This window comes from Glycomyces sp. MUSA5-2 (genome assembly GCF_037034145.1).
Lineage (GTDB): Bacteria > Actinomycetota > Actinomycetes > Mycobacteriales > Micromonosporaceae > Glycomyces > Glycomyces artemisiae.
The window spans coordinates 1-12,788 of the sequence record NZ_JBAGKG010000007.1; the positions used below are offsets into that span (position 1 = coordinate 1).

Genomic DNA, 12,788 nt, shown 5'->3' on the forward strand with positions numbered 1-12,788 from the left:
TTAACGTACAGGGAAGGCCCCCACCGCAAGGTGGGGGCCTTCTCGCATGCCTACGAAGAAGTCGAGAGCGCGTCTCTGACCTTGGCGACTCCGACGCCGATCCCGAAGATCGCGCCGGTCACCAGGAATGTCAGTAGCGACACTGTCACTAGCGCGATCGCGATTCCGATAGCACCGACGACACTGAAGAATGTGCTCACGTTGGCCTCCTCCGTTGCAGGCTCTGGGTGTTGCCCTTCAGGTATTGTCCCACATCGATAAATCAATGATGGTGGGCATCACAAGTTAGATGGGTCACAGTAGTGGACTCTGGTCTGATCCCGTGCTTCCCCGTCGCTCCGCTTTCATCGATGAGCCGCTCAGCGGCTCATCGGGGTTGATCCACTCCTGCCCAGGGTAGGTCTCGGATTCCGGCAATTCGTGATCTTCAAGGCATTAGCAGCTTAGGATTCGTGCACGTGTGGTATCGGTTCAAGTCGCGTACGGGAGTGAGTGATGACGACAGACAATGAGGGTCTGCTGCGCGGTGAACCCGAAGGGCCGACCGGGTCGGCGCTGTTCGTGTCGATCGCCGCGGCCCTGGGCGGCTTCCTGTTCGGATACGACACGGCCGTCATCAACGGCACGACCGGCGCGCTTGAGCGGCAGTGGGGGATCGGCTCGGTCGAGACCGGCATCGTCGTCTCCTCGGCCCTGCTCGGCTGCGCGGTCGGCGCCTGGTTCGCGGGCTCCCTCGCGAACCGGATCGGCCGGCCCAAGGTCATGATGCTCGCGGCGATCGTGTTCTTCGTGACCTCGCTGGGCAGCGCGTTGGCGACGGGCCCGGTGGACCTCACGATCTGGCGCATCATCGGCGGTTTCGCGATCGGCGCGGCGAGCGTCATCGCGCCCGCGTACATCGCGGAGATCTCTCCCGCGCACCTGCGCGGCAGGCTGGGTTCGTTGCAGCAGTTCGCGATCGTGCTCGGCATCTTCGGCGCGCTGATCGTCAACTACGGCATCCAGGCCTCGGCCGGCGGTGCGAGCGGCGAGGTGCCGTGGGGCGGGACCGCGTGGCGGTGGATGTTCGCGGCGGCCGCGATCCCCGCGTTCGTGTACTTCATGTTCTCGCTGAACATCCCCGAGTCGCCGCGCTACCTGGTGGCGAAGCAGCAGCTCGACCGGGCGCGCGAGGTGCTCCTGAAGTACGTCGGCGGGAACGTCGACCACAAGATCATCGAGATCCAGGGGACGCTCTCCAGCGACCACCCGCCGCGCATCTCGGACGTGCGCGGTCCGCGCCTCGGCCTGCTGCCGATCGTGTGGGTCGGGATCTTCCTGTCGATGTTCCAGCAGTTCGTGGGCATCAACGTCATCTTCTACTACTCGACGTCGCTGTGGCAGTCCGTCGGGTTCAGCGAGAACGACGCGTTCCTGACCTCGGTCATCAACTCGATCGTGAACATCGCCGGTACGATCCTCGCGATCTACCTGGTCGACCGGATCGGCCGCAAGAAGCTGCTGCTGTCGGGCTCGGCGATCATGTTCGTCGCGCTCGGCACCATGGCCGTGATCTTCGCGTCGTCGCCCGTGGACGCCGAGAACAACCCGGTCCTGAGCGACGGCGCCGGCGTGACCGCGCTGATCGCGGCGAACGTGTTCGTGTTCGGGTTCGCGTTCACGTGGGGCCCGGTCGTGTGGGTGCTCCTCGGGGAGATGTTCCCCAACCGGATCCGCGCCTCCGCGCTCGGCGTCGCCGCGGCCGCGCAGTGGATCTCCAACTGGCTCATCACCGTCACGTTCCCCGAACTGGCCCAGACCGGCCTGTTCCTGGCGTACGGCCTGTACTCGCTGTTCGCGCTGATCTCGTTCATCTTCGTCTGGAAGATGGTGCGGGAGACGAAGGGCATCGAGCTGGAGGACATGGAGAGCCTGGAGCGGGGCGAGCTCGCCACCTGACGCACGCGCAGTGAAGCGGGGCGCCCAAAAGGGCGCCCCGCTTCTGTTTCCCCCGCTGTCGAGAAAGGCCCTACTCGTAGGAGATCGCGCCGAGGATGTCGACCTTGGAGGCCCGCACCGCCGGGGCGATGGCCGCGAGGAGTCCGACGAGGACAGACGCGGCGAGGTAAGCGGCGATGAGCGCGGTCGGGATCGCGAAGGACTCGATGCCGGTGGGCACGAGCGCCTGCTGGACGATCCAGCCGAGGAGCAGGCCCGTGCCGATGCCCAGGAGGGCGCCGAACAGGGCGATCGTGACGCTCTCGACGGTGACCATGCGGGTCGTCTGCCCGCGGGTCATGCCGATCGCCCTGAGCATCCCGAGCTCGCGGGTGCGTTCGAGGACCGACAGGACCAGCGTGTTGATGACGCCGATGACCGCGACGATCATCGCCAGCGCCAGCAGCAGCTGGATCGCGATGATGGCGTAGTCGAAGAACACCGTGACCTGCGAGAGGTACTCCTCGTGGTTCTGGACGCTCACCGAGGGCTGGTCGGCGATGAGGTCCTCGACCTCGGCGGTCACGTCCCCGACGTCGGCGCCGTCGGCGACGTCGACCAGGGCCATGTTCGGTTTGGGCGTGTAGAACTCGGCGGTGTAGGCCGGGTCCACGTAGAAGCCGTCGCTCTCCTCGTTGTCGGCGATGATCGCGACGAGGGTGAACTCGTGGGCCTCGGTGCCGCGGCTGAACGTCGCGGTGACGGTGTCGCCGATGCCGATGCCGAGCTGCTCGGCCGCGGAGTCGTTGGCGGCGATCTCGCCTTCGCCGAGGCCCTCCATGGACCCTTCGGTGACGACGCCGCCGAACTGCGTGACGGCCCCTTCGATGTCGGAGCTGGCGTTGACGTACTGCTCGGTGCCGTCGATCTGGGCGAGGTCGTAGTAGAGGTCCACGGCGGCCTCGACGCCGTCGACGGCCCGGATCTCGTCCATCACTTCGGGGTCGAACGTGGCCGGGACCGAGGCGGTGACCGGGCCGGTGACGAACAGCTCGGCCTTGATGGTGGTGTCGAAGCGTTCGGCGAGGCTCTCCTTGACGCTGGTGAGCAGTGTGGCCGTGGCGGTCACGAGGGTCACGCCGATCATGAGCGCGGCCGCGGTGACGGCGGTGCGCCGCGGGTTGCGGGAGGCGTTGAGGCGCCCCAGCCGCCCGGCGAAGGACCAGGACCAGATCGCGCCGAGGAGTGCGACGACGGGCTTCGACAGCCATGCCGTCAGGAGCGCGACGCCGACGAACACGACGCCCGCGCCGACGGCCGCGGCCATGAGGTTGGCGTCGTCGGTGCCGAAGGTCTCGTTGAGTCCCAGGACGATCCCGGCGGCGCCGAGCAGGGTGACGACGAGGCCGGTGACGGTGACGCCGGTGATCGGCTTGTCGGCCTTGACCGCTTCGCGCATGGCCTCGACGGGCGGGGTCTTGGAGGCCCGCACGGCCGGGACGAGCGCGGAGAGGACGGTGACGCCGAGGCCGACGCCGACGGCCGCGAGCGGGGCGCTCCAGGGGATCGCGACGCTCGTGGTGGCGGTGTCGAGGAAGCCGTTGGCGACCACCGAAGTCAGGCCCGCGCCCGCGGCGACGCCGAGGCCGGCGCCGACGACCGCGGCGGCCGCGCCGAGCAGGCCCGCTTCGGCGAGGACGGAGCAGATGATCTGGCCGCGGCCCGCGCCGATGGCGCGCATCATCGCGATCTCCTTGAGGCGCCCGGCGATCACGATGGAGAAGGTGTTCGCGATGAGGAACACCGACACGAACACGGCGATGAGGCCGAAGCCGAGCAGGAAGTAGCCGATGACGCTGGTGACTTCGGCGCTCTCGGCGTTCAGGTCGTCCACATATGCCTGGTGGGTGATGGCCTCGGACTCGGCGCCGACGGCCGGTTCGAGGGCCTTGAGCAGCTCGTCGGCGCCCACGCCGTCGGCGGCGGTGACCGCCACGGCCGAGTAGACGTCCTCGCCGCCGAAGACCAGGCGCTGCGCCTCGGTCGTGGTGAACGCGAGTTCCGTTGAACCCGAGAGGGAGTCGCGGCCTCCGGCGTAGCCGTAGACGCCGACGATCTCGTACGGGGTCTCGTCGGTGGACAGGGAGTAGGCGGTGACGGTGTCGCCGAGGCGGAGCCCCGATTCGGTCGCGAACTGGGCCGAGACCGCGACTTCGCCGTCGGCCTCGGGGGCGCGGCCTTCGCGCATCTCGCGCTCGACGGACTCGTCGCCCCAGTTGACGGCCATGGTCGGCGCGAAGCCGCCGACGATCTTGCCGTCCTCGCCGAGGGCGTTGACCATCCAGGTGACGGTGGTGCTGACGTCGGCGACGTCGCCGTTCGCCTCGATCGCGGCGAGGGTCTCGGCGGCGACGCCGTCGCGGACGAGCCGGTCGCCGCGGTTCTCGGGCTCGACGGGCTGGACGATGACGTCGGCGCCCTTGTATGCGTCGCCGCTGAGGTCGTCCACCGTGGCGCGGATGGACGCGGTGAGGACGAGGGCGGCGGCGATGAAGGCCGAGCCGAGGACGACGGCGAGGCTGGTGAGGATCAGGCGGGCCTTGCGGGCCGCCATGCCCTTCAGGGTTGCGCGGAGCATGTGCTTAGCGGGCCTCTCCGGCGAGCGGGACGCGGTTCTCGAAGCCGCGCATGGTGTCGATGACGGCGTCGGCGGTGGGCCGGTGGAGGTCCTCGACGATCTGGCCGTCGGCGAGGAACACGACGCGGTCCGCGTGGGCCGCGGCGCTCGGGTCGTGGGTGACCATGACGATGGTCTGCCCGAAGTCGTCGACGGACCGGCGCAGGAACCGCAGGACCTCGCCGCTGGAGCGGGTGTCGAGGTTGCCGGTGGGCTCGTCGGCGAAGACCACCTCGGGGCGGGTGGCGAGGGCGCGGGCGCAGGCGACGCGCTGCTGCTGGCCGCCGGAGAGCTCGGTCGGCTTGTGGGTGAGGCGGTCGGCGAGGTCGAGCGTGGCGATGATGCGGGCGATCCACTCCGGGTCGGCCTTCGCCCCGGCGATCGAGGCCGGCAGGAGGATGTTCTCCTCGGCCGTCAGGGTCGGGAGCAGGTTGAACTGCTGGAAGATGAAGCCGATCTTGTCGCGGCGGAGCTTCGTGAGGGCCTTGTCGTTCAGGCCCGTGATCGCGGTCTCGCCGATGTGGACGGTGCCGCGGTCGGTGGTGTCGAGGCCGGCGAGGCAGTGCATGAGCGTCGACTTGCCCGAGCCCGACGGGCCCATGATCGCGGTGAACGCGCCGGAGGCGAACTGGACCGAGACGTCGCGCAGGGCCACGACCTGGGCCTCGCCGGAGCCGTAGGCGCGCCACAGGTTGGCGGCCGTGACGGCGGAGCGGGTCCTGGTGAGCTGCGGGGCGGGGGGATTCGCGAGTGGCACGGGAGCGCCTTTCTGATCGGGTGACTGTCCTTTCAAGGCTATGGACGCGCCCGCATATGCGCTTCGGTCCGCGGGCCAGAGCTCGGCTCCTCCGCAGGTCGGAGCCCCGCGCGCGGCCTCCGTCTTTCGGCCGAGGGGGAGCGGGCAGACGGGAGGGGCGGCGCCTTCCGGCGCCGCCCCTCTCCTGGTTTCCTGTTGGGGTGAAGGCTTATTCGTAGGCGATGGCGTTGAGCACGTTCAGCTTCGCCGCGCGGGCCGCCGGGGCGATCGCGGCGAGCAGGCCCACCGCGACGGCCGCGACGAGGTACGTGACGATGAGGTCCCATGGGAGCGCGAAGCTGGTGAGGCCCTCCTCTTCGAGCGCCTGCTGGACCGTCCAGCCCAGGCCGATGCCGACGGCGATACCGAGCACCGCGCCGAACAGGCAGATGATGACCGACTCGACGGTGATCATGCGCCGGGCCTGGCCGCGGGTCATGCCGATCGCGCGCAGGAGCCCCAGCTCCCTGGTGCGTTCGAGGACCGACAGGACCAGGGTGTTGACCACGCCGATGATCGCGATGATGATCGCCAGCGCGAGCAGGATCTGCACCGAGTTCAGCAGGACGTCGAGCTGCGAGGTCTGCTGCTCCACGAAGTCGGCGTTGTTGGTGACGCTCACTTCGGGCTCGTCGGCGAGGATGTCGTCGACCTGGTCCTGGACGGCGTCGACGTCGGCGCCGTCGGCGACCTGGATGTACGCCTGCATCGGCTTCGGCACGGTGAAGTGCTCGATCTGCGCGGGCGCGACCCACCAGCCGTCGGTGAGGAGCGCGTCGTCGAGGATCGCCGAGACGCGCAGCGGCACCTCGGTGCCGTCGGCGAACGTCACGGGCACGGTGTCCCCGAGCTCGACGCCGTAGTCGGCGGCGGCGGACTCGTTGACGGCGAGGCCGTCGTCGGGGAGGTCGGCCGAGCCCTCGGCCACGGTCCCGGAGAAGATCCCCAGGCTCGTGGGGAGGTCCTCGCTGGCGAGCAGCGCGGTCTGGCGGCCGTCGACTTCGGCGCCGAAGAACTCGCCGTACATGTCGCCGACGGCGGACACGTCGGGCAGGGCCTTGATCTCGGCGAGCGTCTCGGGCGCGAACGTGGGGATGTTGGCCCCCTGCTGGCCCATGACGATGAGGTCGGAGTCGAGGTTCTGGTCCGCGAGCTCGGCGGTGGTCTCCTTGAAGCTGGAGACGATCGTGGCGATGCCGGTGACCAGCGCGACGGCGATCATGAGCGCCGAGGCGGTGATCGCGGTGCGCCGCGGGTTGCGCCCGGCGTTGAGCTTGCCGAGGCGGCCCGAGAACGACCACGACATGACTGCGCCGAGGAGCGCCACGAGCGGGCGCGACAGGATCGGAGTCAGCAGCGTGATGCCGACGAACGCGATGCCCACGCCGGTGAGGAACCCGGTCAGGCCGAGGTCGCCGAGGTTGTCGGTGAGGCCCAGGGCGACCAGGACGCCGCCGACCGCGGTGACCGCGAGCCCGGCGATGGTGATGCCGCGCAGCGGTTTCGGCGGGTTGACCGCCTCGCGCATGGCGGCGACCGGCGGGACGCCTGAGGCCCTGACGGCGGGGATGATCGCGGACAGGACGGTGACGCCGATGCCGACCGCGAGCGCCCACAGGGACGTCGGCGGGACTTCGAGTTCCACGGGCAGTCCGCCCATCGCGGAGGAGCTGACGAGCTGGGACAGGCCCCAGCCGAGCAGCACGCCGAGGCCGAGGCCGGCGATGGAGGCGATGACGCCGATGACGGCGGCTTCGGCGAGGACCGAGCCGACGACCTGGCCGCGCGCGGCGCCGATGGCCCGCAGGAGCGCGAGCTCGCGCTGGCGCTGGGCCACGATGATGGTGAAGGTGTTGATGATGAGGAACACCGACACGAACACGGCGACGAGGCCGAAGCCGAGGAAGATGTAGCCCATGATGTCGGCGACGGCCGCGAAGCCCTCGGCGGCCTCTTCCGAGGCCTCCTCGCCGGTCTGGACGCGGTAGTCGGCGCCGATCGCATCGGCGATGTCGCCGGTGGCGGCGTCCCCGGTGACGTAGATCGTCATGTAGGCGTTCTCGCCCTGGGTGAGCAGGCGCTGCGCTTCGGCGGTGGTGAAGCCCATCTGCGTCTCCCCGGCGAGGGAGTCGCGGTCGCCGCTGAGGCCGAAGACGCCGACGATCTCGTAGTCGGCGCGGTCGGCGGAGTAGGAGTAGGCGGTGACGGTGTCGCCGATGGACAGTCCGGCGTCGGTGACGAACTGGGCGGAGACGATGACCTCGTCGTCGGCCTGCGGGCCGCGGCCGTCGCGGATCTCGTTGTAGCCGGTGGACTGGTCGTTCCAGTTGAAGCCGATGGTGGGGGCGAAGGCGCCCACGAGCTTCCCGTCGTCGCCGATGGCGTTGACCTGGCCGGAGACGTCGCCGTCGGCCGTGTCGACGCCGTCGACGCCGCGGACGGTGTCGAGGACGTCGGCGGGGATGAGGGTGGCGCTGGGGGTGTTGCCCTGGGCGGCGGCCGGGTCTTCCGCGGAGGTGACGACCGCGTCGACGCCGGTGAAGGCGTCGGCGATGACCCCGGAGACGGACTTCTCCATGGTCGCGGTGAGGACCATCGCCGCGGCCACGAACATGGTGCCCAGGACGACGGCGAGGCTGGTGAGGACGAGGCGGGCCTTGCGGCTCGCCATCCCCTTGAGGGTGGCACGGAGCATGGCTAGGCGGCGGCTTCCTGGGCGGCGGCGACGAGTTCCTCGAAGTGCTTCATCTTGTCGATGACCTTGTCGGCGGTCGGGTCGGTCATGTCCTCGACGATCTGGCCGTCGGCGAGGAAGACCACGCGGTCGGCGTAGGCGGCGGCGCTGGGGTCGTGGGTGACCATGACGATGGTCTGCCCGAAGTCGTCGACGCTGGTGCGCAGGAACCGCAGGACCTCGGCGCCCGAGCGCGTGTCGAGGTTGCCGGTGGGCTCGTCGGCGAACACGACCTCGGGCCGCGAGGCCAGCGCGCGGGCGCAGGCGACGCGCTGCTGCTGGCCGCCCGAGAGCTCGGTCGGCTTGTGCGACAGGCGGTCGGTGAGGTCGAGGGTGTGGATGATCTTCTTGATCCAGTCGGGGTCGGCCTTGGCGCCCGCGATGGCGGCGGGGAGCGTGATGTTCTCCTCCGCGGTGAGCGTGGGCAGCAGGTTGAACTGCTGGAAGATGAAGCCGATCTTGTCGCGGCGGAGCTTCGTGAGGGCCTTGTCGCTGAGGCCGGTCACGGGGGTGTCGCCGATGTGGACGGTGCCGCGGTCGGTGGTGTCGAGCCCGGCGAGGCAGTGCATGAGGGTGGACTTGCCGGACCCGGAGGGGCCCATGATCGCGGTGAACGCGCCGGAGGCGAACTGGACGGAGACGTCGCGGAGGGCGACGACCTGGGCTTCGCCCGTGCCGTAGGCCTTCCAGACGCCTTCGGCCGATACGGCGGTGGTCTTGACGGGGGATGCGGTGGACACGACGCTCTCGCTTTCGGGTGAAGGTGTCGGGTTCCGAGGGATTCGGTGTGCTGGTTTCCTGCGCTCCGCGGGGCGCCGCCCCGTGGAGCCTTGCTGCTGTTCGCGATGCGAACCTGTGACGTCGAAACGCCGGATTCTGACATCATAGCTGATGTCATTCGGCATCGTGGCCCGCATCATCGGTTTCGACGATATGCGTTCCCCGGGCCGCCCGCATCCGCTTCGAGAACGGTCTTCGCCTACGCCCGCAGGCGGAGGGGGCGGCACCGTGGGAGGAGGCCGGGCAGGTCAGCCGGTCGTGCCGGGCTTGACGAGGCCGGTCTCGTAGGCGAGGACCACGGCCTGGACGCGGTCGCGGACGCCGAGCTTGGTGAGCAGGTGGCCGACGTGCGTCTTGACGGTGGTCTCGCCGACGGTGAGGGAGTCGGCGATCTCGGCGTTCGTGAGGCCCTTCGCCAGGAGCATGAGGACCTCCTTCTCGCGGGCGGTGAGCGCGCCGAGGATCGCGGGGGTGCGGTCGTCGTCGGCGCCGCGGTGCTGCGCGAAGCGCCCCAGCAGCGTCGAGAGGATGTGCGGGGCGACGACGGCGCCGCCGCGGTGGACGGTGCGGATCGCCTCGACGAGGTCGGCGGCGGGGGCGTCCTTGGTGAGGAACCCCGCGGCCCCGGACCGCAGCGCGCCCACGACGTACTCGTCGAGGTCGAACGTGGTGAGCACCAGGACCCGCGTCGGCAGGTTCGCCTGCACGATGTCGGCGGTCGCCGCGACGCCGTCGCGCCGCGGCATGCGGATGTCCATGAGGACCACGTCCGGCACCAGCCTGCGGGTCAGCTCGAACGCCTCGACGCCGTCGCCGGCCTCGCCGACGATGTCGATGTCGGTCTCGGCGCCGAGCACCATCTTGAAGCCGGCGCGCAGCAGCTGCTGGTCGTCGGCCAGGAGGAGGCGGATCGGCCGGTCGCTCATGTGGTCACTCCCTGGAGGTGGGCGTTCTTGGGGAAGCGGGCCTCGACGAGGTACCCGCCGCCGGGCCGGGGCCCGACCTCAAGCGTGCCGCCGTACAGCGTGGCGCGCTCGCGCATGCCGATCAGGCCGTGGCCGCCGGAGAACCCGGAGGCGGCCGGCGCCCCGGTCCCGGAGTCGCCCACGGAGATCCGGAACTCCTGGTCGCCGTAGTCGACGACGACGCCGGCCCTCGCGTGGGGCCCGGCGTGCTTGATCGTGTTCGTCAGGGCCTCCTGCGCGATCCGGTAGACCGCCAGGCTCACGCCCGTCGGCAGCGGGTACTCCTCGCCGCGGACGGTGTAGCGCACCGGCAGGCCGGCCTCCTTGGTCTGCGCCACCAGCGCCCGCAGCGAGTCCACTGTAGGCTGCGGTTCGAGTTCGGCGCGGTCGCTCTCCTCATGGCCGTTGCGCAGGACGGTGAGGATGTCGCGCATCTCGCGCAGCGCGGTGCGCGCGGTCTGGTTCACCGTCGTCAGCGCCTCCTCGGCCGCGTCGGGGTCGGTGCGCAGGACCCGCTTGGCGCCCTCCGACATCACCCCGATGACCGAGATGTGGTGCGCGACGACGTCGTGGAGCTCGCGGGCAATGCGCCGCTGCTCGTCCGCGACGGCCTGGGCCGCGAGGGCCTCCTGCCGCTCCTCGGCGAACCGGGCCCGGTCCGACAGCTCCTCGACCTTCTCGCGCCGGTTCCGCACGACCCACCCGATCCAGAACACCGTGGCGGCCATGACGAGGTTGACCATGACGAGGATCGTGGCGGTGATGTGGTCGATCTCGGCGCCGACGCCCGCGTAGATGACCCCCGCGACCGGCACCCAGATCGCGGCCGACGCGAGCAGCGCCGTCTTCGCCGGCCGCCACGCGGCCGCGGTGTACGTGAGCACGAAGAACCCGATGCCGCTGTCGGCGCCCATGACCTGCGCGGGCTCCCAGAACACCGCGACAGCCATGATCGCGAGGCCGAGGACCACGCCCGCCCACAGCGCCCGCCGCCGCAGCGCGATGACCGAGAACGGCGCCAGGATCAGCAGCGACTGCGGCCACTCAAGCGCGTAGTCGGGCGCGAGCTGCGCCGTCGCGGCGAAGAACCCCGTGTACGCGACCCCGAGGACCACCGCGAGCAGGCAGTCGGCGAGGAAGGGCCGCTCGTGGAGCCAGTAGCGGAAGCGGTGGAAGGCGGAGGCGGCGTGCACGCTCTATACCGTATCCGCCGGTCACTCCCGTTTCATCGAACGTGGGAATGATTCGCGGATCCGTCTCAGGGAGGAGGCATCTCCAGTCCTGGAAGGACGGTCGTCAGCGGGTACGCCGGGGGCTCCCCGCCGAACTCCGGGCACAGCTTCTGGTGCGCGCACCAGCCGCACAGCTTCGACTTCTGCGGCCGGAACAGGCCCGTGGCGATCGCCTCCCGCATCGACGCCCACAGCGCCTTGAGGGTGCGCTCGAACTGCTCCAGCTCCCGCTCGGTCGGCGAGTAGTCGAGCACCTGGCCGTCGCCGAGGTACATCAGCCGCAGCAGCGTCGGCACCTTCCCGCGGGTGCGCCACCACACCAGCGCGTAGAACTTCATCTGGAACAGCGCCTTGTCCGCGAACCGGTCCGGCGGGCGCTTCCCCGTCTTGTAGTCCACCAGGCGCACCAGCCCCGCCGGGTTCACGTCGGCCCGGTCGATGAACCCCTTCAGCTGCGTGCCGTCGTCGAGCGTGGTCGTCACCAGGCACTCCGTGCGGTGCGGCTGGAGGCGCTGCGGGTCCTCCATCGCGAAGTACGTCTCGACCAGGCGCCGCACCCCGCGCAGCCAGTCGGACTCGTCGCTCAGGCCGTCGAACAGCTCCGAGTACTCCTGGGACGCGTTCAGGCGCGTCCACTCCGGCTCGATGAGCGCCAGCGCCTCCTCAGGGGTGCGCCGCCCCGCCTCCAGCTCGTACAGCCGCTCCAGGACCGCGTGGACGAGCGTCCCCTGCACCTGCGCCCTTGAGGACGGCTCGGGCAGGCGGTCGACCGCCCGGAACCGGTACAGCAGCGGGCACTGCTTGAAATCCCCGGCGCGCGAAGGGGACAGCTGGGTCGGTCGGGTGGCGTTCGACATCCCTTGAGCATAGGACGGGGCGCCGACATGCCTTCGGGCCGCTGGACTTTTTAACATAACGCACGTACGGTTTAGGTATGACGAACCAGCAGCAAGCGCGCTCCTTCGGCCAGGCCGCCGACCTCTACGACGCCGCCCGCCCCGCCTACCCCGCCGAGGCCCTCGCCTGGCTCGCCGGGGACGCGCCCGCCGACGTCGTCGACGTCGGCGCCGGGACCGGCCTGCTCACCCGCGGCCTCATCGCCCTCGGCCACCGCGTCACCGCCGTCGACCCCGACGAGCAGATGCTCGCCAAGCTCACCGCCGCCACCACGGGGCTCGTCGACGCACTGGTCGGCAGCGCCGAAGCGCTTCCGCTTTCCGAGGCGAGCGCCGACGTCATCACCGCCGGCCAGGCCTTCCACTGGTTCGACCGCCCCAGGGCCCTCCCCGAGCTGCGCCGCGTCCTGCGCCCCGGCGGCGTCCTGGCCCCGATCTGGAACCTCCGCGACGAGTCCGTCGACTGGGTCGAGCGCCTCACCGAGATCGTCGGCTCCTCCAAAGGCGAGCAGATGGCCACCCGCGCCGCCGAGCCCGGCTACTTCGAGCCCGGCTTCGGCGAACCCGAGGTGCGGGTCTTCCGGCACGAGAAGCCCCTCGACGCCGACGGCCTGATCCGGCTCGTCCAGTCCCGCTCCTACTACCTCACCGCCGACGCCGACCGCCGGCGCGACCTCGTCGCCCGCGTCGAGGACCTCATCGCCACCCACCCCGACCTCGCCGGACGCGAGACCTTCGCGATGCCCTACCGGACCCACGCCTTCCGCGTCAGGCCCGTCTGACCCGGTCCA

At 70.2% G+C, this 12,788-nt stretch carries 10 protein-coding genes; 2 read left to right on the forward strand and 8 right to left on the reverse strand.

The annotated features are described in order from the left end of the window. Positions 1-50: 50 nt before the first annotated feature. Entirely contained in the window at positions 51-200 is a 150-nt protein-coding gene (locus WA640_RS21065) for a hypothetical protein (protein ID WP_157974657.1), read from the reverse strand. Positions 201-495: 295 nt separating this feature from the next. On the opposite strand from WA640_RS21065, the gene WA640_RS21070 reads away from it, so the two are divergent. Further along, a complete protein-coding gene (locus WA640_RS21070; RefSeq protein WP_335990308.1) occupies positions 496-1,938 on the forward strand; it encodes a sugar porter family MFS transporter in 1,443 nt (480 codons plus the stop codon). Positions 1,939-2,008: 70 nt separating this feature from the next. Here WA640_RS21070 and WA640_RS21075 read toward each other — a convergent pair whose 3' ends face one another. From WA640_RS21075 to WA640_RS21105, 7 genes are all read right to left on the reverse strand, one after another. Continuing rightward, a complete protein-coding gene (locus WA640_RS21075; protein WP_335990309.1) occupies positions 2,009-4,555 on the reverse strand; it encodes an ABC transporter permease in 2,547 nt (848 codons plus the stop codon). A gap of 4 nt (positions 4,556-4,559) precedes the next feature. Continuing rightward, a complete protein-coding gene (locus WA640_RS21080; RefSeq protein WP_335990310.1) occupies positions 4,560-5,351 on the reverse strand; it encodes an ABC transporter ATP-binding protein in 792 nt (263 codons plus the stop codon). A gap of 208 nt (positions 5,352-5,559) precedes the next feature. Beyond that, the gene (locus WA640_RS21085) at positions 5,560-8,085 is read right to left on the reverse strand and encodes an ABC transporter permease (RefSeq protein WP_335990311.1); all 2,526 of its coding nucleotides are present in this window, start codon (positions 8,083-8,085) and stop codon (positions 5,560-5,562) included. A 2-nt stretch (positions 8,086-8,087) separates the two neighbouring features. Further along, entirely contained in the window at positions 8,088-8,864 is a 777-nt protein-coding gene (locus WA640_RS21090) for an ABC transporter ATP-binding protein (protein ID WP_335990312.1), read from the reverse strand. Between the two features lie 288 nt (positions 8,865-9,152). Continuing rightward, positions 9,153-9,830: a response regulator gene (locus WA640_RS21095; RefSeq protein WP_106365796.1), complete on the reverse strand. Its 678-nt coding sequence runs from the start codon at positions 9,828-9,830 to the stop codon at positions 9,153-9,155. After that, positions 9,827-11,062, reverse strand: a complete 1,236-nt coding sequence (locus tag WA640_RS21100) for a sensor histidine kinase (RefSeq protein ID WP_335990313.1) — start codon at positions 11,060-11,062, stop codon at positions 9,827-9,829. The genes WA640_RS21095 and WA640_RS21100 overlap by 4 nt, the downstream gene beginning before the upstream one ends. A gap of 65 nt (positions 11,063-11,127) precedes the next feature. Next, positions 11,128-11,958: a RecB family exonuclease gene (locus WA640_RS21105; RefSeq protein ID WP_335990315.1), complete on the reverse strand. Its 831-nt coding sequence runs from the start codon at positions 11,956-11,958 to the stop codon at positions 11,128-11,130. Positions 11,959-12,035: 77 nt separating this feature from the next. On the opposite strand from WA640_RS21105, the gene WA640_RS21110 reads away from it, so the two are divergent. Further along, entirely contained in the window at positions 12,036-12,779 is a 744-nt protein-coding gene (locus tag WA640_RS21110) for a class I SAM-dependent methyltransferase (RefSeq protein WP_335990316.1), read from the forward strand. The last annotated feature ends 9 nt before the right edge of the window (positions 12,780-12,788 follow it).